Source organism: Altibacter sp. HG106, from assembly GCF_028561755.1.
GTDB lineage: Bacteria > Bacteroidota > Bacteroidia > Flavobacteriales > Flavobacteriaceae > DFVG01.
On sequence record NZ_JAQQTD010000007.1, the window covers coordinates 149,296 to 170,069 of the forward strand.

General features: G+C 44.1%; 20 protein-coding genes. 4 read left to right on the plus strand and 16 right to left on the minus strand.

Going from position 1 to position 20,774, the window contains the following annotated elements:
* Positions 1–15: 15 nt before the first annotated feature.
* From PO830_RS12965 to PO830_RS12990, 6 genes are all read right to left on the minus strand, one after another.
* Positions 16–654 (minus strand): response regulator transcription factor, encoded by a 639-nt coding sequence (locus PO830_RS12965; RefSeq protein WP_272854004.1) that lies wholly within the window; start codon positions 652–654, stop codon positions 16–18.
* Positions 651–2,642, minus strand: a complete 1,992-nt coding sequence (locus tag PO830_RS12970; protein WP_272854005.1) for an ATP-binding protein — start codon at positions 2,640–2,642, stop codon at positions 651–653. The genes PO830_RS12965 and PO830_RS12970 overlap by 4 nt, the downstream gene beginning before the upstream one ends.
* Positions 2,643–2,775: 133 nt before the next feature.
* Positions 2,776–4,260 carry a M28 family peptidase gene (locus PO830_RS12975; protein ID WP_272854006.1) on the minus strand — a complete coding sequence of 495 codons (1,485 nt, stop codon included), beginning with the start codon at positions 4,258–4,260 and terminating at the stop codon, positions 2,776–2,778.
* A 38-nt stretch (positions 4,261–4,298) separates the two neighbouring features.
* Positions 4,299–6,809 carry a TonB-dependent receptor plug domain-containing protein gene (locus PO830_RS12980; RefSeq protein WP_272854007.1) on the minus strand — a complete coding sequence of 837 codons (2,511 nt, stop codon included), beginning with the start codon at positions 6,807–6,809 and terminating at the stop codon, positions 4,299–4,301.
* 2 nt (positions 6,810–6,811) lie between these two features.
* On the minus strand, positions 6,812–7,711 hold the full coding sequence (locus PO830_RS12985) for a FecR family protein (RefSeq protein ID WP_272854008.1): 900 nt from the start codon (positions 7,709–7,711) through the stop codon (positions 6,812–6,814).
* 54 nt (positions 7,712–7,765) lie between these two features.
* A complete protein-coding gene (locus PO830_RS12990; protein WP_272854009.1) occupies positions 7,766–8,293 on the minus strand; it encodes an RNA polymerase sigma factor in 528 nt (175 codons plus the stop codon).
* Positions 8,294–8,367: 74 nt separating this feature from the next.
* Here PO830_RS12990 and PO830_RS12995 point away from each other — a divergent pair, with 74 nt between their 5' ends.
* Together PO830_RS12995 and PO830_RS13000 are read left to right on the plus strand one after the other, a co-directional pair.
* Complete coding sequence (locus tag PO830_RS12995; RefSeq protein WP_272854010.1) at positions 8,368–9,024, plus strand: hypothetical protein; 657 nt, start codon at positions 8,368–8,370, stop codon at positions 9,022–9,024.
* A gap of 124 nt (positions 9,025–9,148) precedes the next feature.
* Positions 9,149–10,525, plus strand: coding sequence for a fasciclin domain-containing protein (locus tag PO830_RS13000; protein ID WP_272854011.1), 1,377 nt, complete (start codon positions 9,149–9,151; stop codon positions 10,523–10,525).
* A gap of 159 nt (positions 10,526–10,684) precedes the next feature.
* Here the strand turns inward: PO830_RS13000 and PO830_RS13005 are convergent, their stop codons facing one another.
* Positions 10,685–12,070, minus strand: coding sequence for an NAD-dependent succinate-semialdehyde dehydrogenase (locus PO830_RS13005; RefSeq protein WP_272854012.1), 1,386 nt, complete (start codon positions 12,068–12,070; stop codon positions 10,685–10,687).
* Between the two features lie 258 nt (positions 12,071–12,328).
* Between PO830_RS13005 and ffh the strand changes: the two genes are divergently transcribed.
* Positions 12,329–13,657, plus strand: a complete 1,329-nt coding sequence (gene ffh, locus PO830_RS13010) for a signal recognition particle protein (RefSeq protein WP_272854013.1) — start codon at positions 12,329–12,331, stop codon at positions 13,655–13,657.
* Between the two features lie 24 nt (positions 13,658–13,681).
* Positions 13,682–14,560 (plus strand): bifunctional 5,10-methylenetetrahydrofolate dehydrogenase/5,10-methenyltetrahydrofolate cyclohydrolase, encoded by an 879-nt coding sequence (locus PO830_RS13015; protein ID WP_272854014.1) that lies wholly within the window; start codon positions 13,682–13,684, stop codon positions 14,558–14,560.
* A gap of 7 nt (positions 14,561–14,567) precedes the next feature.
* Here the strand turns inward: PO830_RS13015 and PO830_RS13020 are convergent, their stop codons facing one another.
* The 9 genes from PO830_RS13020 to PO830_RS13060 all read right to left on the minus strand — a co-directional run bounded on the left by PO830_RS13020 (position 14,568) and on the right by PO830_RS13060 (position 20,751).
* Positions 14,568–15,005, minus strand: a complete 438-nt coding sequence (locus PO830_RS13020) for a YkvA family protein (RefSeq protein ID WP_272854015.1) — start codon at positions 15,003–15,005, stop codon at positions 14,568–14,570.
* Positions 15,006–15,062: 57 nt separating this feature from the next.
* The gene (locus PO830_RS13025) at positions 15,063–15,545 is read right to left on the minus strand and encodes a thiol-disulfide oxidoreductase DCC family protein (RefSeq protein ID WP_272854016.1); all 483 of its coding nucleotides are present in this window, start codon (positions 15,543–15,545) and stop codon (positions 15,063–15,065) included.
* A gap of 5 nt (positions 15,546–15,550) precedes the next feature.
* Entirely contained in the window at positions 15,551–16,585 is a 1,035-nt protein-coding gene (locus PO830_RS13030; protein WP_272854017.1) for an AI-2E family transporter, read from the minus strand.
* A 2-nt stretch (positions 16,586–16,587) separates the two neighbouring features.
* Positions 16,588–17,019, minus strand: coding sequence for a VOC family protein (locus tag PO830_RS13035; protein WP_272854018.1), 432 nt, complete (start codon positions 17,017–17,019; stop codon positions 16,588–16,590).
* Between the two features lie 3 nt (positions 17,020–17,022).
* Positions 17,023–17,979 (minus strand): YybH family protein, encoded by a 957-nt coding sequence (locus PO830_RS13040; RefSeq protein WP_272854019.1) that lies wholly within the window; start codon positions 17,977–17,979, stop codon positions 17,023–17,025.
* A 60-nt stretch (positions 17,980–18,039) separates the two neighbouring features.
* Positions 18,040–18,279: a Rho termination factor N-terminal domain-containing protein gene (locus tag PO830_RS13045; RefSeq protein WP_272854020.1), complete on the minus strand. Its 240-nt coding sequence runs from the start codon at positions 18,277–18,279 to the stop codon at positions 18,040–18,042.
* A gap of 43 nt (positions 18,280–18,322) precedes the next feature.
* The gene (locus PO830_RS13050) at positions 18,323–18,523 is read right to left on the minus strand and encodes a hypothetical protein (RefSeq protein WP_272854021.1); all 201 of its coding nucleotides are present in this window, start codon (positions 18,521–18,523) and stop codon (positions 18,323–18,325) included.
* Positions 18,524–18,623: 100 nt separating this feature from the next.
* Complete coding sequence (locus PO830_RS13055; protein WP_272854022.1) at positions 18,624–19,214, minus strand: hypothetical protein; 591 nt, start codon at positions 19,212–19,214, stop codon at positions 18,624–18,626.
* Positions 19,215–19,218: 4 nt separating this feature from the next.
* Positions 19,219–20,751, minus strand: a complete 1,533-nt coding sequence (locus PO830_RS13060) for a helicase HerA-like domain-containing protein (protein WP_272854023.1) — start codon at positions 20,749–20,751, stop codon at positions 19,219–19,221.
* Positions 20,752–20,774: the final 23 nt, after the last annotated feature.

Genomic DNA, 20,774 nt, shown 5'->3' on the forward strand with positions numbered 1-20,774 from the left:
TCGCGGGTGGTTTTTTTATTTGTGCAATTCGTATTCAAGCGCCACGCGAACAAGACCGGCGGTATTTCTAGCACCCGTTTTCATAAGCATGTTGCGTCGATGGGTTTCCACGGTTCCAAAACTGATGTGGAGACGTTCTGCGATCTCTTGGGTAGTCATTTCTTCCAGAATACAATGCAACACTTCCTTTTCACGTCGGGAAAGGGTGGGAAACGGACTGCTAGTGACAGTTTTTTTCTTGACAGCGCTATTCAGAATAATTTCATTAACCGTATCGTCCAAATACATCCCCCCTTGATGCACCTTTTTTATGGCTTCGGTGACTTCATGCTTTCCCGCATTTTTCAGTACGTAGCCCTTGGCCCCCTGGTCTAACATCAATTTAATCAAACTACTTTCCTTATGCATCGATAAGGATACGACCTTCATCTCGGGATGCGATTTGAGTAACTCCTTGCAGGTATCAATCCCGTTCTTATCAGGCATGTTGATATCTAGCAATACCACATCTGGGGCGGCTTCAGGAATGCGTTCTAACGCTTCGTCACCGCTCAGAGCGCTGCCAATAATAGTAATGTCTGGGTCATTTTGCAATAACAACTGCATGCCTTCAATCACCATTTTGTGGTCGTCTACAATAAATACTTTGATCATGAGATGGGGATGTTTATGGTGACTTGAGTGCCGTTACCGGGTTGTGAATCCCAATTGATAGTTCCATCAAGATAATCCACTCGACTGTGAATGCTCTTCAGTCCTAAACCACCTTTTGCGACTGCCGTATCATATTCAAACCCAACACCGTCATCTTCAATAATAATATGCAGTTGTTCGTTGTGTCGTAATACTTGAATGAGTATGGAATTGGCCTCTGCATGCTTCCGAATATTGGAAATCACTTCTTGCACGATCCGATAGATCATCACCTTTTTACTATTTTCTAAATTCTCAGGAAGTTTTGAAATCTCGAGAGAGGCTTCATAGCCCTGTAATTTTAACTGATCGGTGAGGTCTTCAAGCGCACCGGGAAGTCCTGAAATACTTAGCGCATGCGGCATCATGTTATGGGAAATACGACGTACCTCTAAGCAGGCTTCATCAATGAGATCGTTAGTTCTTTCGGTCACATTAAGCTGCTCCAATTGCTCAATTTCATTTTGAATGGTAGTAAAATGTGCTTTTACGGTACTTAGGAGTCCGCCTAAACTGTCGTGGAGATCTTTGGCGATGCGAAGGCGTTCGGCTTCTTGGCCTTCAATCATGCTACTCATGGCCAATAATTTATTTTTCTGTTTGAGTTCTGTAATGTGTTGTTGTTGAATAGATTCATTCTGTGCCGTGATGGTCTTCTGATATTGCAACCGTTTTCTGAAGAAGAAGATGGACAGCAGGAGAATCACTCCTAAGGCGATCAATCCTATGGTAATCATCCTTTTTTGCCGCGTTTCTTTTTCGATGACCAGATTCTGAGCGAGAATTTTTCGCTCTTTTTGCTCGGTGTCAAATTTCACTTCCAGTTCGGCGATGTTTCGTTGCATGCGATCTGAATTCAAGCTATCCAGAATAGCCGTTTCTTGTAATTTCACATCATAGGCTTCCCGATAATTACCGGTTGCAAATTGCGTTTCCGCCATTTTAATAAGCAGTTGCGCTAGTAATTGAGGCTTCTTGATGCGTTCAATTTTGGCAATGGCTCCTTCCAAATAGGGTAGGGCCAGACTGGGGCGGTTATTTTCGAGATAGGTATCGGCAAGCGCGAGGGTGTTGTAGGTGAGTGAGTTGGTGCTATTCAAACTGTCGCTGATGGCGATAGCAGTTTTGAGACTCGTGATGTTCTCCAGACTTGCGCGCTTTTCAAAAATAGACTGAATGGGCATATGCCCTGCGGGCATATTAGGATGGGCTTCTTCATAATACCTGGCGAGTATCTCTGTAAATTTGGCCGTGTGTACGGCATCTTCTGCTTGTACAAAATGTTCAATTAAGATGTAGAGTACAAATCGATTGGAAGGACTGTTGCCATACGCTTCGGTGGCGTCCCACATTTTTAAATAGTAGTCGCTGTTCCCTTCAATATCACCCAGCAAACCTTGTAACTGTCCCTTTCCGTAGTATACATTCCAAAGCAAATCTTTGAACTCTTCTTTTAGGGCGATTCTTTCCGCTTTGTTCAAATAAGACAGGGCTTGGTCTAGATTGGTTTGGTAAAGATGGGTATGGGCAATCGAAATATAGTACCGAAGCGTATGGTATTCGTCATTTCGGGATTGCGCGATTTCGAGTCCGCGTAACTTCAGTCTTAGCGATTCATCCGTAAGGCCTTTTTGGGATAAAAACTGACTGTAATTTTGGTAGAGGATCATCTGCGCCAAATCGGAGTCGGTTTTTGCCAGTGTATACGTAAAAAGCTCATCGACGTAATCTCGATGTTTCAGAATAAGACTTCCAATAAATTCGTAGCCTTTGATCTTTTCTTCGGAAGTCTGTGTGCTGATACTTCGTAAGACGCTATCTACCTTTTGTTGCGCCACTTCTTGCGTTATTCCGCAGACCGAAAAGAGAAACAGCATCACAACAATCGATCGCCTTAACACGTGTCCTATACGTTGATAAAAACCTAATTGAAAGTTCTTTTGTTTCATGTACAGCAGGCTTTAAGAAAAAGCGAGTGGCACTAAAAATACAGTATAGTTTTGGCTTTACAGCGCATTTACTACAAGAACCAGCACAAATTCTATGAATTCCGGTAGGAAATTACCAGCGTGCTAGCAGGTGCTAATTCCCATAAAGTTGCTTGCCCGCCGCCTCGTAGGTGTCACCTTTACTCCAAAAAGGCGTTTCAGGATCGTTTGCAATGGCCCTTCCGCTAAGTACGTATGCTCTAAAGAATGTTTCGAGATACTCAAAATCAATAGAATCAACTTCATCGCCAGGGCGGTGATAGTATTTCGTAACATCTCCGTTAAAGGCAGTAAAGCCCATTGAAAACGTGGGGGCCGGAATACCTTTCTTGGCGAAGTGTACGTTGTCACTTCGGTCGAATAAGCCTTGTTCAGGAGCAGGATCCTCTATTGCATTCAACCCAAATTGAGCTACCGCATTCTTAATGGTATTCCCGGCTGTGGTGCGATTCAGGCCGATAATGGTCGCTAAGGAGGTGTCGTTATACCCTCCGTTATCACTGTTGAAACAAAAGACCATTTGATCGAGCGGAAGAATAGGGTGGTTTACGTAATAGTTGCTCCCTAAGAGCCCCTTTTCTTCTCCGGTGAACAAAATAAATAGGGCCGATCTTTTGGTTGGATATTTAGCGAGGTTTTGCGCCATGCTCAACACGGTGGTGGTGCCTACCGCATTGTCACGAGCCCCGTTGTAGATAGTATCGCCGGTTTCGTCGGGTTTGCCGATGCCCACGTGGTCGTAATGGGCCGAATAGATAATGTACTCCTTTTTTAGTTCTGGGTCGGTTCCGGGGATCATGCCCACAACGTTGTAAGAAACAATTTCTTTTGGCGCCTCACGACGTACCGATGCCTGAAACTTCGTCTCTTTATCAGCTTTCACGGCATTGATTCCGCTGCCATCAGCGTCAAATACCCAAAAGTGGTGGAAGGTATTTCCTTTATCCTTTTTTTCTTCGGAAGATAATTGCACCGAACCTCCGTTGAAGTTATGGTCAATATAATCCCAAATCTGAGCATTGGTCTGAACAAACTCTATCAAGCCAGTGGCTCCATTATCTTTCGCCCAGTTTTTTTTCTGTTCCCGTAAGGCGTAGGCCGCTTGGGCGTCTTGCGCTGTCGGACTTCCCGCTTTGACCACCACGAACTTCTTCCGAACATCAATGTCTTTATAATCGGTTTCCATGCCATAGCCCACATAGACAGCTTGTCCGCCAAAATTTATAGGTTCGCCTCCAAAAGCCACAAATTTTGTATACTTCTCGCTTCCAATGGCAAAGGCCATATCGGTGGGGGCTTCCGTCTTGGTTAAAGGCACTTCTTGGTAATAGGATCCCGTTTGGGGGTTGGGCGTTACCCCATAAGCGCGGAAGGTATTGGCCAGATAGGCAGCGGCTATTTTATTTTCAGGAGTTCCTGTTTCTCTTCCTTTCAGTAAATCATCCGCTAAGAAATAAATATGACCTTTAATTTGATCTTTGGTCACGGTTTCTATCACACGTTCTTTTTCGGTGGTGTTCTGAGCAAAGAGGCTTATGCTAAGCAGTATACAAAAAAGGGCAAAAAAGTGTTTTTTCATGGTGTCTATTTTTTCGGAAGCTAAAGATAACAATTCTCTTAAAACATAACGCGTAGGGTCGCATTGGGCGTAAACGATAGGGCAGGCTCGTTTACCTGTTCAATGTTTCCGGAGGCATTAATGCGGTAAAATTGATTGATGGTATTCTTCGTATTTAGCAGGTTCCATACCGATGCACCTAAGAACATCTGACTCGTCCTTCCTAGCGCAAATTGATACGTCGCAGAGAGATCCACTCGAAAATAGTCCTTGATGCGATCACTATTAGGCCGGCTGTAATTGATCACTCCATTTTCAATTTCGTTTCCTTCGATGGGGTTCGTTGTTGGTTTTCCCGTTCGCCAATTGAGTCCGCCTGCAAAGTTGAACTGTTTCCAATGGTAGTCGATTCCATAGGTAAGGGAATGCGTTACATCTAGATTGTTTAAAAATTCGGAAGGGGTGAGTAGTGGAAAATCATAGGTGTTTTGCGCCCAGGAATAGCTCAACCAGGTATTGATCTGATCAAAACGTTTGTTCAACAACACATCCACCCCTACCACTTCGTAATTCCCATTGGCCCGCACTGAAGCAAATTGATTCTGAAACCGCTGACTCTGTGAGGTGATTCCGGTAACTTCTTTCCAGTAGGGCTCAATAGACACCTGCCAACCGCGTCGAGAATACGATACCCCAGTAGAAATCTGCCTTCCTTTCAGAATAGGAATACTATTGGGGTTGGAAAGCACCCAGCGCCGATTTTCAACTCCCAGAAAATCGTTTTGGAAGTCTATAATTTGGGACGTCGTCTGACTCTTAAATTCTCCCAATACCTCAAAAGTGAAGTAGGAGAGGAAGCGCTGACTAAAATTTAGGCGGGGTTCCAACAACAAGGTTCCAAACTTATCGATATAGTTACTTCTCAGTCCGACAACCAGCGAAGTCGCTCCATTGCGCGTTTTATAGGTAACATCGCCAAAAACACTGTGCGTTCGTAGCACTTGCTTATCGGTTCTTCTAAAGATCGGATTGTTCAAGCCCTCAAAATTGGTAATCCCCGTTTCGTTGAATTGATAGCCATAGGTATAGGTGAGGGAGGGGTTTCGTTGTTCTCGAAATGCCAGACGAAACCCATTTTCCAAGACATTGTTTTCTTGCGAAAGTTGTTGGTCGTTTACCACATCCTCATTGGTTGAATCGAGCGAATAGTCTGAAAAATACGCCTGAAAATAAGTGCTTAGTGTAGGGCTCCAATCACGTTCATAGTACAATCCTAATGCCAAATTATTCTGTTTTAAATCGCTTTGACGTGCAATAAAATTGTCATCTATAATGGCGCTTTCCACAAATTCGATACGATTTCCTATTCCTAAAAAGTTGAATCGTATCCGGTCTTTTTCCGTGGGTTGATATAAAAACCGAGTGGAGGCGTCAAAAAACTGGAACCGCGCATCCGAGACACTTTGCGTTTCGCTATTCGAAATAACTTCTGTATTCTGAAAAACTCTATCAAAATACGCGCTGTAGGTGGGTGATTCCCATAATTGGTTGATGGAACTTCGCGCCGCAATTTGCACGGAAGCCTTGGCGCCTAGCGGAATATCAGCAAAGCCGTCGGAACTGATCAGATTTGTTCCTAGCTCTGCGGAAATACTATCATTGATACGACGCGAACTTTCCATTGAGATCATACCCGATACCCCATCGCCATACGCGGCTGGAGTTCCATTTTTTACTACGGTTACTCGTTGCGTCAGAAAGGGGTTGAAAGCAGAAATGAGTCCGAAAAAGTGACCGCTTTGATACATTTTGACGCCATCCAGGAGGATGAGGTTCTGATCGTTTGTACCCCCTCTAATATTCAGAAATGAAACACGTTCTTCGATGCTCTGAATTCCAGGAAGCGCCTGAATGGTTTGTAGTACATCAGGTTCAATAAGCCCCGGCAGAATGTCAAACTCATTGTAATCTACCGTTAACGATCCGTTGGTGTTTTTAGTAATCCCGCGCGATAGGTACGAAGTGATTAGCACTTCGTCTAGCTTTTCGATTTTTCCGAAAACAAACGTTTGTGGGCAGCCTGAGGCAAAGACAGAAGCTTTGAAGCGGGTGAGCTCTTTTCCTTCGCTGTAGATAACGATGAGATCCTCTGGTGTCAAGGCCACCGCATTAAATTGTCCGCTATCTTCGGTTTGAACTTCTTGATAGGGAGTGCGTACGGTCACCTTTGTTACTAGGGTGCCGGTGTCTATTTCGCGTAGAATTCCACAGAGAGAAATTAGATTGTTTCGAGGGGCCACGGTAATGGTTCCGTCTGGCAACAAGGTATATTGAAACAGCGTGTTGTTTTCTAAATAAGAAAGTGCATTTGCTAAAGTAGTAAAGGTTGGAAGTGTGGAAAGTTGGTGTCCCTTCAGGTTGCTGTTTTGATAAGAAAATGTCACATCCCATCGCGATTCTAAAGTGGTAAATACTTTAGGCAGCGATACCGTTGGGGTACTATTTTGAGCAAAAAAAAAGGAATTACTACAGAGCAGAAGTAGCAATAAGAACCGGGAAACCCATCGCACAATTATTCACTTTTTAAAACCACTATCTTATCGTCGTTGATTTCATAAGACAAGGTAAGAGGAATTGTGATAGCTTGCAAGGCAGTAGGTAGATTTTTATGAGTGAAACTTCCGGTGAAAATAACCTGCGTATCGATATCGTTGGTTACGATGTCAATATCATATTGGCGTTCCATTTCGTCCAACACATAATGCAGCGGAACGCTCTTAAAGACCGACTTATGTTGAAGCCACGTGGGCTCAATGAGTGCCGTTAATTGATTTTCTAATTGTTCATTCGACCATCGAAGCGTTCTTCCCGCGGTTAGGGTATGAACATCGTCATTCAATGCTATTTCTACGCGGCCTTCAAAACACGTAACCTCGAAGAATTCTGGACGGCTGATGACATTAAACTGAGTACCTTTAACAGCAACCACACCGTGCGAAGTTTGCACGCTAAATTGTTTGCCGCTAGCCACTCTAAAGTATCCCTCTCCGTTCAGGGTAACGTTGCGATTCGTATTCCAATGAGCGTCATCGTAGGTTAATTCAGAACCTGCATTGAGGATCACTTCGGAAGCATCCGGCAATTCAAGACTAATGTGTTCTGAGTGATGCGCTGTGAAGGTAGTATTTGATGGTTGTGAAAGCGCCCAATACAATCCGAAAGCAATAACGAAGATCGCAGCAATGCGGAAAGCAACCTGTTTCCAAGAAGTTGTTTTAGACTCTTCCGAAGCCTTTTTCTCCTGCAATAAGGCATATTGAGAGGCGACCTCGAATTCCGGCGCTTTAAAAGACTGCGCCAATTGATCGATTTTTTGATACGAACGAAAGGCGTCTGTTTGTTCAAACGCCTCTTGTTCTGTATCGGTTAGAGAATGGTCTAACCATTTTGAAAGTAAATTTTCCTTTTTCATAGCAACTTTCTATACATGAAACAACTGAGGATGAAAAATTCCTACCCCCACCCCCTAAATTTTTTCAATTTTTTTTCTGAGAGTCGCTAAAGCCTTGTAAATACGCTTCTCGACAGCCTTTCTAGAAATGTTTAAAATGTCGGCTATTTCTTTATGTCGCTTTCCTTCCACGCGATTTAAGAGAAAAGCAATGCGCTGTTTTTCGGGTAATTCAGCCAAGGCGCGTTGAAATTTTTCCAAATACTGTTTTTCTTCCAGTAAAAACTGGGGCGTATGATTGGTACTCGAACGCGAAGGTTCATTTTTCTGATACTCTAGAACTACTTTTTGGTGTTTAATTTCATTTAAGGTGAGATTATTGGCGACCGTAAACAAGAAACTTCGTGCTTTTTCTGGTGGAATTTTCTTGCATTTCTGCCAAAGCGTAAGAAAGGCTTCTTGTGTTTTGTCCTTAGGATCAAAATGAGCTCCGTATTTATAATAGATGAAATCGTGAAGATCTGTAGCATTCTCTTCATATATTTTAGAGAATATACGTTCTTCACAAACGTTATCGGAGAGGGAGCGCTCTTTTTTGGTCATAGGGCGTAAATATATAAATAAATTATAGGTAGGAATTTCATAATCTCAGTTGTTCTATTAGTAAAGATAAGTACATGAAATACGCCGTCTTGCTCGTAATGCTGGCGCTTTGTTGGGCGTGTCAAAAAGAAGAGTTTACCGTGATTCAAGATCAGGAAGATACCGAGGAGGTCTCTAATGCCTCGGCAAACCTGCGCTTAAAATTACGTACGGTGAGCTCGCACGATGGGAGCTTTGATGATGTGATTGACAATGCTTCTTGCGTGAGTATTAAATTACCCTATACCCTATTTTTCAACGGCGAATTATATAATATTGGAACCATTCTCGATCTACAACCCATTGGACCTGAAGATGAAGTAGAATTGATATTTCCGTTGACGCTTGTTCGCAGCGATCATTCGGAAATTATTGTGACTAGCGAAGCACAATGGGAAGACGAGCTATCGGTTTGCGGTGCAGACACCTTAATTCAGGAACACAATCCCTGTGTGGACATTGCGTACCCCATTTCTTTAGCGATCTACAATGTTGCGGAAGGTCAGTTCGAAACGCGTGTGATTGCTAATAGTCAAGAACTATTTCCCTGGGTGGTAGATCCGCAGTCTGAAGACCTCATTTCTATCAACTATCCGGTAGACCTCATTGTAGGCGCGAGTAGCGTACTTACCACCAACAATAACAACCAGTTGGCCGATACCATTGATGCGCTGGCAAATTCCTGTGATTGAAATTGTTTAAATATTTTATTAAAATGTTAAACAAAAAGTTAAACTTTTGATAAAGTGACGCTTAGGCGTTTTGTTTTTTCCGTATCGTTCGTTTCTTTACAAGGCAAAACAAAAAACTTAAGCTATGAAGAACATTTCAAAAATTCTTATTTTATTTTCGATGATTTTTGTCGCATCATGTAGTAATGATGATGACAATACCATCACCAACGATGGAGACCAGACAATCGCCACGTACTTGGCTTCCGACGCTGATTATTCTGTTCTGGTGGATGCCTTACAGCGTGCTGGACTTACCGCTGCGCTGAATGCTTCTGGATCTACTACTGTTTTCGCTCCCAATAATGATGCGTTTACCGAATTTTTAGAAGCTAATGATTTTGCATCTCTTGACGATATACCCGAAGAGGTGCTCTCTAATGTCTTGTTAAATCATGTTATTAATGGTGAATTTGTAGCAACCGATTTTACTACAGGATATATTAGAACCAACGCCACGGCTAGTAGTGGATTAAACTTAAGTGCTTTTGTGAATGCTTCTGATGGAGTTGTCATTAATGGTACGTCTACTGTGGTGGAGGCTGATATTGAAGTTTCAAATGGAGTGGTTCACGGCGTTAATGGAGTCATTTCATTACCTAATATCGCAACACTTGCGAATGTAAATCCAAATTTTTCCAGTCTTACAACTGCTTTGGATGCCGCAAGTCTTACCGTGGCCGTGTCAGACCCGACAGCCAATCTCACAGTGTTCGCACCAACCAACGATGCCTTTGACACCTTTTTATCGGACAATGGTTTTGGAAGTTTGGGAGATGTTCCATTACCCGCATTACAGCAAACCTTATTAAATCATGTGTTGGCTGAAACCAATGCCAGTACTGATTTCACAACTTCTTACACCACAACCCTTGCTACTTTTGGAGATACAGACGATAACATCAGCCTGTATATAAATACCGATGCTGGTGTGGTACTTAATGGAAATTCTACTGTGGTCGCGGCAGATGTGGTTGCTACCAATGGAATTATTCACGCAGTAGATACGGTCATCGCGTTGCCTACAGTTGTGACCTTCGCCACAGCCGATCCTACATTTGGAACATTAGTAGATGCGCTGACGCGTCCCGACCAACCTGATTTTGTAGGAACGCTAAGTACGCCGCTGGGTACCGACCCGGCACCCTTCACAGTATTTGCTCCTACCAATGATGCCTTTGGTGACCTGCTTACCGAACTTGGCGTGGGAGCCCTAGCAGATATTGATGGACCTACGTTAACGGCAGCCTTAAATCTGCATGTTATTGCAGGAGCCAATGTTCGTGCCGAAGATCTTACCAATGGTCCTGTGACCACTTTGGGTGGCGATGTAACGATTGATGCGGATGCAGCAACTATTACCGATGCCAACGGTAGGGTGAGCACTATCATCGTAACCAATGTGCAAGCGAGCAACGGAGTTGTACACGCTATTGATACGGTATTGTTACCGGAATTATAGTGAACCGAGTAATGTCTAATTAGATGACTACCTAATTGCCTTAGAGAAGGTTTAATATATCAAAAACCCGACAGTTTCAAAACTGTCGGGTTTTTTCTTGCTAATGAAAATGACTGAGGTATTTGTCAGGAAGCATGAGTTTTTCGTATGCTGGGGCCACTACTTCAACGCCATGATGGCTTTGGCGTTGGTAAACTCCTTCATTCCAAAGCCGCCGTGTTCGCGTCCATACCCCGAATCTTTCACTCCGCCAAACGGCATATTAGGTTGCGCGAGTCCGAAGGAATTGATAAACACCATTCCAGTATCAAAGTGTTCCGCAGCCAGTTCAAAAGCTTTGTCTCCATCGGAAGTAAAAATTCCGCCGCCCAGGCCAAACCGGCTATCATTGGCAATTCTGAAGGCATCTTCGGTGTTTTTCGCTTTAATCAGTGAAGCTACCGGACCAAATAATTCTTCGTCATAGGCAGGCTGTCCGGGCTGTACATTTTCCAGTACGGTAGCGGGATAGAAAAATCCGTCTGCATCCGGTAGTTCTCCACCGCATAGTACCGTCGCTCCTTTACTGACACTTTGGGTCACCTGCTCATGTAAGTCTTTTCGAAGGTCCTCGCGCGCCATGGGTCCCATTCGGGAACTCGAATCGGTTGGATCACCGTAGTTGACTCCCTTCATTCGGGCAACAAATTTTTCTTTAAATGCCTCATACACTTCCTCAACAACGACAAACCGTTTCGCAGCAACACAGGTTTCTCCATTATTGTAAACCCTTCCATTTACGCATTGTTTCACGGCATTGTCTAAATCGGCATCTTGCAGTACTATATAAGCGTCATTGCTTCCTAATTCCAGCACCGTTTTTTTCAATGCGGCTCCGGCTACTTTGGCCACGTGCTCTCCAGCACCTGCGCTTCCGGTAAGAGTAACCCCTCGAACGTAACGATTCTTAATAACGTCATCAGATTGGTCGTGATTGATAATCAATACTTTGAACAAATGTTTTGGAAGTCCGGCCGACTCGATTATTTTCTCCAGTAGTAGTGCGCAACCGGTGACACTTTCGGCATGCTTCAGAAGTACTCCGTTACCCGCCATCAAATTGGCAATAGCATATCGAATTACCTGATAGGTGGGGAAATTCCAAGGTTGAATGCCGTAAATCACACCAAGGGGTGCATGCACAATGCGCCCTTTTCCTCCTTCGGGTAGTTTCCTGTCTTCCGCAGCGAGTTCTGTGGGCCCTTCCTTAGCGGTGTACTCGCAAATACCGGCACACAATTCAACTTCCTGTTCGCTTTGTTTCAGCAATTTACCCATCTCTTCAGTCATCAGAGCGGCGAGTTCTTCTTTGTGTTCTAATAACGCTTTTCCCACGTTTTTAAGATGTTCTGCACGCTCCTTTAGGGAGTGTTGACGCCACGTTAAAAATGCGTTATGGCAATTTTCGATGGCTTCTGAAACCTGTTTTTCGTTCATATAGGAATAGGTATGAATCGGTTTTCCAGAAGTCGGATTTATGGTTTGAAATTCTTTGGTAGTACTCATATGCAATGTTTTATGTTAACTCTTTTAAAGATAGGGAATCACCGTATTTATATGCCTTCTCAAGATGCTAAGCCTTCGTTAATGAAACGGTAAATCTTTCCGAAGAAATACAGCCGATGCGATCCAAAATCCACGCTTGGCCGCAGTTTTCAGTGCACTCCTTACAGAACTGTCTTTTCCTTTGAATAACCGATCGCTAGCTTTGCTACAAGCCTTTCAATTGCTATCTTTGCAACACGCTAAATTTCACGCAATACTATGTTTGATAATCTGACCGATAAATTAGATAAGGCCTTACACGTTCTTAAAGGACACGGAAGTATTACCGAGGTTAACGTTGCCGAAACCCTTAAGGAGGTACGTCGTGCTCTATTAGATGCTGATGTTAACTTCAAGACGGCGAAAAACTTTACCAATACGGTCAAGGAAAAAGCGCTGGGACAAAATGTATTGAGTTCCTTAAAACCCGGGCAACTCATGGTGAAGTTGGTCAAAGACGAACTCACCGAATTGATGGGCGGCGAAACAGAAGGCATCGACCTGAGTGGGAGTCCGTCGATCATCTTGATGTCGGGTTTACAGGGAAGTGGTAAAACCACCTTTTCCGGGAAGCTTGCTAACTACTTAAAGTCCAAAAAAACTAAAAAACCGCTACTGGTCGCTTGCGACGTGTATCGTCCGGCGGCGATCAACCAGTTGCATGTGGTAGGAGACCAAATTGGCGTGGAAGTGTACAGCGAAGAAGGTACTATGGATCCTGTTGAAATTTCTCAGAATGCTATAGCATATGCCAAACAAAACGGTCATAATGTAGTGATTGTGGATACTGCAGGACGATTGGCGGTCGATGAACAAATGATGACCGAGATCGCCAATATTCACACGGCGATCAACCCCAACGAAACCCTCTTCGTGGTCGATTCGATGACGGGTCAAGATGCGGTAAATACGGCGAAGGCCTTTAATGATCGTCTGGATTTTGATGGGGTTGTGCTCACAAAACTAGATGGTGATACACGTGGTGGGGCCGCGATCTCTATTAAAAGTGTCGTCAACAAACCCATTAAGTTTATAGGTACGGGTGAGAAAATGGACGCTATTGATGTGTTTCACCCTTCTCGAATGGCCGACCGAATTTTAGGCATGGGTGACGTGGTATCGTTGGTAGAACGAGCACAAGAGCAGTTTGATGAACAGGAAGCGCGAAAACTTCAGAAGAAAATTGCGAAAAATCAATTTGGTTTCGACGATTTCATGTCTCAGATTCAGCAGGTGAAAAAAATGGGAAGCATGAAGGATCTCCTCGGAATGATTCCCGGTGCTGGGAAAGCCCTCAAAGGAGTTGATATTGACGATGACGCCTTCCAGGGTATAGAAGCCATTATACAGTCGATGACGCCGGAAGAGCGTTCTACACCGTCGGTTATCAACGGCAGCCGAAAAAAGCGAATTGCCAAAGGGAGCGGTACTTCTGTGCAGGAAGTGAATCAACTTCTGAAGCAATTCAATCAAATGAGCAAAATGATGAAAATGATGCAGGGCGGCGGTGGTCGCAAGATGATGCAGATGATGAAAAACATGCAATAATCTCTTCACAAAACCCAACCAATTATGACCCTACTCGACGGTAAAAAAGTAAGTAATGATATTAAAGACGAGATAAAAGCTGAGGTTGATGCCATGAAAGCCAATGGCGAAAAAGTGCCTCATCTCGCGGCTGTTATTGTAGGTGATGATGGAGCTAGTCTTACGTATGTGGGTAGCAAGGTCCGCGCTTGTGAACGCATTGGTTTTGAATCGACGCTTGTCAAAATGCCACATACTACTAGCGAGTTGGAGTTGTTGAAAAAAATAAAGGAGCTCAATACGAATGACGATATTGATGGATTTATAATTCAGTTGCCGTTACCTCCTCAAATCGATACCCAGAAAGTGCTGATGGCCGTAGATCCTAGCAAGGATGTGGACGGATTTCATCCTGAAAACTTCGGAAAAATGGCCTTGGATATGAGTACTTTTATTCCGGCCACACCCTTTGGTATTCTTGAACTCTTAGAGCGTTACGATGTGGATACCAAAGGAAAACATACGGTGGTCATCGGAAGAAGCCATATCGTAGGACGCCCAATGAGCATCCTAATGAGTCGTAGAGGGTGGCCGGGAAATAGTACGGTTACGTTGACCCATAGTAATACAAAGAATATATCTCAGATCACCACTCAAGCCGACATCATTATTTCGGCTCTGGGAGTGCCAAATTTCTTAAAGGCTGAAATGGTGAAAGATGATGTGGTCATCATCGATGTTGGGATCACACGAGTTCCCGACGAGGAACACCCAAAAGGATACGTCATTCGTGGTGATGTAGATTTCGAAAAGGTAAGTGAAAAAGCATCTTTTATCACTCCGGTGCCTGGAGGAGTAGGGCCTATGACCATCGCCATGTTGCTCAAAAATACCTTATTGGCGCGTGAGCAGCGTAGAACGTAATACTACCTTATTCCTTGGCTTGCTGCAACCGCCAGTCTAGATAGCGGTGTAAGTCACTTTCAATCCACCCCATACCAATCGATAGCACGGCAAGATCATCAATATAGCCAACTCCGGGGATGAAGTCCGGGATAATGTCCATTGGGTTTAAGATGTATAACAGACCTAAGACGATCGTGGCAATAGTAAACCAAGGTACGCCGCGATATGTTCCGGTCTTAAAATCCCTCAGCATGGCCAACATAATTTTTCCGAGCTCGGCATATTTAGACAAGCTATTGGGGCCGCTAAATTTTTTGTGAATAGCCTCCTCATTTTCGAGAACGATTTCTACGTCATCTTCTTTAATGTGATCCACTTCATTGCGCATCGTATCTTCATCGACACCCGATTTGCGATTTCCAGGATTGAAGAACAAGCTTCTTTTTGAGTTTCCGAATAGCATAAGGTTGTTTTTCTTTAAAGATACGCCACCGATGTCAGTAATTGTTTTAAAGTTTTGTTATAACTGCTTCCCCAGCAATAGCACTCCTAAGAAGAGCACCAATAAATACAAAAGCCAGTAGGGGCGAAGTTTTTCAGGGTTGTTTCCGAAGAGAATGCGCGTCACGCGAAAAAAGAAGGGTCTGTTTTTCGCGATCACATTATAGCCGTGATCACTCAACCAGGTAAACCACCTGAAGTTCGTATACCAGCGGTGCCAGGGGAGTGGGTGTGCCGAATAAGAATAGCTGCGATAGGCCGAATCGGGCCCGCTAAAGACGCTTCCATCTGGCTCGATAAGACGAGAAGCCTTCTTAAACTCCTTGAGCGGAATGTCCTGAAAGTGCGATGCGATTTCCTGATACGTGACAAAATCGATTCGCCCTTGCGTTTTCTTCTTCCAGCGCTGTACCCAAAAGGCGCAAAACCCGCATTCGCCATCCCAAACCAACACGGGTTTATGTTCTGGCGGATACTTGGTTTTGGTAAATTTCTGAAACATCCTACTTAAAGATCAGGGTCATCGTCGTGTGTCACGTGCTTTCCGTATTCGCGTTTGTAGATGCGCACTACTATCAAAAAGAGACTGATAAGCAGTGGCCCAAAGATGAGTCCGATGAACCCAAATAGCGGTACTCCTACGATGACTCCAATTAGGGTGATAAGTGGATGCACGTTGTCCAGTTTTTTCAGCACATACAACCTAATAAGGTTGTCGGTAGATCCTACCACAATGAGGCCGTATAGTAAAATTCCCCAGGCTTGAAAATCGTTCCCCGAAGATAGTGTCAATATAAATACCGGAATGATTCCCAGTAAGGTTCCAACAAAGGGAATCATAGACCCAATGGTTACGACCACAAACCAAAACAGCGGATCATCGATTCCGAAGATGAGAAATCCAATAAGTGCCACGATTCCCTGTGCGATAGCGACCATAGGAATTCCCAGAGCATTCGACCGGACCATGGTGTGGGTCTCCTTTCCAATCTTTTTTAAGTTCTTTTTACTGATCGGAATATATTCAAATAAGGATTCACGCAACTGACTCCTATTGGTGAGCATGTAATAAAGCATAAAGTACATGAGTCCGATAGCAATGGTCACCTCAAAGGTACTTCCGGCCAAGTTCTGTAGATTTTCGGAAAGCCAGGAGGAAATCGCACCCACATCAATTTCAGAAGTAAAATCGTAGCCTAACTGGTCTTCCCATTTGGCGGTCTGGCTCTTAAAGGCGCGCACCACGCGTTCTGAGTTTTGAACCGCATTATTGATCTTATTTCCCAGCATAATTATAATCCCGCTTATCGGAATTAATATTCCGATAAAGGAAAGCACCATAAGAAGCGCTGCTGCCAGGTCAGGTTTCCATCCGCGACGCAAGAGGGCTACCATCCATTTTCGCATCAATACATAGATGGTAATTGCCCCTAAGACTCCTGAAAGGTAAGGGAGTAATTCCCTAAAAATCAGCGTACCCATTAATAAAATGAGGAGCATTACAAAGACTTGTCGGATGATATTAGGGTTTATTTGTTTCATGGTTAGGTGGCAAATAATTGGTCGAGATTTGCAAACGCTTTAAATTCTAGTGCGTTTCCGCTGGGGTCTTCAAAGAACATAGTCGCCTGCTCGCCGGGTTGACCCTCAAAGCGAATGTAAGGTTCTATGATAAAGGTGATTTCCTCGCGTTGCAGGTGTTGAGAAAATGCTTTAAAATCCTCCATGGTCAATACCACGCCAAAATGAGGGATAGGCACTTGCTTGCCATCTACTGGATTCGCTGCTCTTGGATTGGCCTCTTGGGTTTTTTCATGTAGCACTAACTGATGCCCAAAAAAATTGAAGTCCACCCAATGATCACTGCTTCTACCTTCTTCGCATCCCAAAACATCGCGATAAAAGAGACGATCTCTTTGCAGATTGCTCACCGGAATGGCAAGATGAAAGGGGCTAAGTGTTGTTGATTTTTCCATGGTTTATATTCGGTTCCAAATATCAAGATACATTTTCCAGGAGGTCCCGGTAAATTTCCAAACGATGACATATTTTCCTTTCCATTGGTAGCGGCCTTTTTCATCTTCAGAAATGCCTTCGTAGGTTCCAAAATCATATGCGAAGTCACCATGAACCACAATATCTGTAGGAGTGGCCTTATGGGAAAGGATGCGCGTATCTTTTGGCAGCGTCCATTTCTTAAGGATGTCTGCGGCTCCTGAAATCATCCCGCTGTTAGGAGGAAAAATATAGGCGTCTTCGGTATAGAGTTCGGTCATGGTTTGATAATCCCCTTCCTCATAAGCTTTCGAAAAGCGCCTGCTGTTCGCTCGGATTTCCGTTTCTGCGGAAACCGCTGTCGTGTTCCTTTTTTTACAATGGATGCGCCAGGTGGGAAAAACCACTTGTTCTTTGGGGTCGGTCCAGGCGCCTTCCCATTCAAATCCTTCCGAAGAAATGTCGCTGAAGGTCAACCGAAAAAATCCATCCATGCCGTTTGGGGCCTTTTGTTCTCGATACAAAACGATACTATCCCCGCGTTTTGTGCCTTCCCATACCGGTAGGGTTACGGTAGGACTGGCACTGCTGTAATAATGCACGTACCACTTGCTGCTATCTGCTATAAATTGACGGATACTTCCTGAATGACTTCCGTCTTCTTTCAAGGTTTCATCTTGTACGGCAGTACCGTTCATAATGTACTTAAAGGTCCAGGTCATTTGTTGCGGTGCTGCCCAAGTTTGATCTGCGTTTCGTGTTTCCGACAGACAATCACAAGTTCCAATAAGAGGAGCATAGTCGGCTACCGCTTGAGGGGCATTCGGATTTAACAAACCATATGGATTTTCAGAAGAAACTTCGTATTGGGTATACGACTGCTGGGCCAGAGGGGTCACGGCATACAATAAAAACGAGACGAGAAGCAATTGAAATTTCATGATACAGTGTTTCCACCTAGAAAATTACTACTAAAAATTGAGGTATGAAACTGCGGCTCCTTAATTGTTGCGTAGGGCGTGAATCAATTCTTTCTTATTCATCTTAGAGCGTCCGTCGATCCCTACCTTTTTTGCTTGTTCGTACAACGACTTTTTGGTCCACGATTCGTAGGGGGAAGCTGCTCCACCTTTCTTGCCAGAATCTGGCGTGTTTGCAATGCGTGCCGCTTTTTCTTTACTATAACCTTTGTCGCGCAAGGCTTCGTATTGGTCTTCGTTTTTGATACTTGGATTGGGCATGGTGTCGCAATTCAAAAAAACCTTCCGAAGAAGGTTTTATGTGTTAGTTATTTTCAGTTTGAACTTGGTCGGTGTCCTTACGATATTTCAATAATCCAATACCGGCAAAGAAAAATACCACTCCTAGAATAATGAGGGCCCACGGACTCAAACCGGAACTTAAGCTTCCAAAGGCTCCTAGAACACCCATAATTAAAGCAATGGCTCCTCCAATGGTCAAAATAAATCCTAAAATCTTAATCATAACATATTTATTGATTGGTTCTGATTAAAAGTAGGAAATGCGCCATCAAGTTGTGCGCCACTTAACAATCTGTTGGGGGAGTTTTCTGAAAAAATTAATATTATTCCAAAGGCTCCGGCGCGTCATAGTCGGTATCCCAGCCTACCATAAAGTATTTAAAGGTGGCCTCATTCGGAATTTGTGATTGCTCTATTTTCGCTTGATAGTCATACCGAATATTCTCGGGAAGTTGTTTTTTGTCGATGGTCACGTAGATATTGCTATCCTTTAGGAATACCACAACCGAGTTGATCGCATTTTCAATTCCAGCGATCTCGTAATTGGCTTTCAAGTCTCCGAAGGTGCTCTTAATGTTCAACCCTTTCTCGGTCTTGTAGCGACTGTCGAATATCTGGATATTGGTGATATGTGCCGAAGGGTCGTTTTCATCTTCTGGAGAGAGCAGCAACAATTTCGTACCGTCGGTATCGTACACTTCTACCTCGCCTTGCGTGCCAAGGGCATTTTCGTTGGGATTGAGTTTCACGATAGAATCGTTTGCAAAAATAGAATCGACCTTTTTCATCGCTGTGTTTTTGGCCAAAGGCCCCACCGCGTCTTTCTGAATAAGGAAGGGATCTGCTTCGTCACCGCATTGAATGAAAACGAAAGCCATGGCAACAAGAACTAAGGTTGTGAGGATATTTTTCATAGGGTTATTTTATTAATTTAGTAAGAATGCCCAATACGCTTCGTATCACGGTTGGACTGGTTAACACTTTTTCTAACGGACTTCTACTGGTTCGTCGGCGTGAGGAAGTCCGACTTCGAGACCGACTTTGCTGTGCTTTTTTCTTTTCTTCGGCTGCTTTTTCTTTGGCTTCTTCCAAATGTGCCTTTTCGATCTTCTCGTTTAGTAACTCGTAGGCGCTTTCCCGGTCGAGCGCTTCATTATATCGTGCTTTTAATTTTGACGCTGCCAACACCGCTTCCAGTTCGTCCTCCTCCAGGATGTCCATTCTACTCATAGGAGCACGCAGTAAAGTGGCTGCCAACGGGGTTGGAATTCCTTTTTCGTTCAAGGCCGATACCAGAGCTTCTCCAATTCCAAGTGAGGTAAGCACTTCGTCCGTTTCGTAATAATCAGACAGCGGATAATTTTCGGCAGTCAATTTGATCGCTTTTCGATCTTTGGCTGTAAAAGCACGAAGCGCATGTTGAATTTTTAGCCCTAACTGACTTAACACCGCATCTGGCACATCGGTTGGATTCTGTGTCACGAAATAGAGTCCGACGCCTTTCGACCGAATCAACTTCACAATACTTTCAATTTGATCCAGCAGCGCATCACTGGCCTCTTTAAAAATAAGGTGGGCTTCGTCTATAAAAATGACGAGCTCGGGCCGCCCTGTATCTCCTTGCTCCGGAAAGGTTGCATAAATTTCCGCAAGCAAACAAAGCATGAATGTAGAAAACAATTTTGGGCGATCCTGAATATCGGTCAGGCGAACAATATTGATATAACCTCGGCCATTTTCATCCACACGCAGCAGATCGTCGGTGTCGAAGGAACGCTCTCCGAAGAACAGGTCGCCTCCTTGTTGTTCGAGCTCTACAATACGGCGCAAAATGGCTCCGGAAGAGGCCGGAGAGATACGTCCGTATAGTTTAGAGATCTCCTCTTTGCCTTCTTCGGTGGCATACTGAAGGATCTTTTTTAAGTCCTTGAGGTCGAGCAGCGGAAGCTTGTTGTCATCGCAATACTTGAACAGTATCGAAAGTATACCGGCCTGTGTTTCTGAAACATCGAGAATTCTGGAAATAAGCACGGGCCCGAATTCACTAACGGTGGCTCGCAAACGCACTCCTTCTTGTTCCGATAGCGTCAAGATCTCCACGGGAAACTTTTTCGCTTCAAAAGGAATCCCGATTTTTTCATGACGCTCGTCGATCTTGGCGTGACCCGGACTCGGTTGTGCGATTCCGCTAAGATCGCCTTTCATGTCCATAAGCAATACGGGCACCCCTTTATCAGACAGGTTTTCTGCCAGTACTTGTAGCGTTTTTGTTTTTCCCGTTCCGGTAGCACCGGCGATGAGTCCGTGGCGATTGAGTGTTTTCATTGGGACCTTTACCAAGGCATTGGTGATGGTTTCCCCATCTAACATAGCAGCACCCAAGGTAATAGCCTCACCTTTCGTTTGGTAGCCGTTAGTGATGTGGTCAAAGAAATCCTGAGGGTTTGACATAGCTCAAAAATTTCGATAAAAAT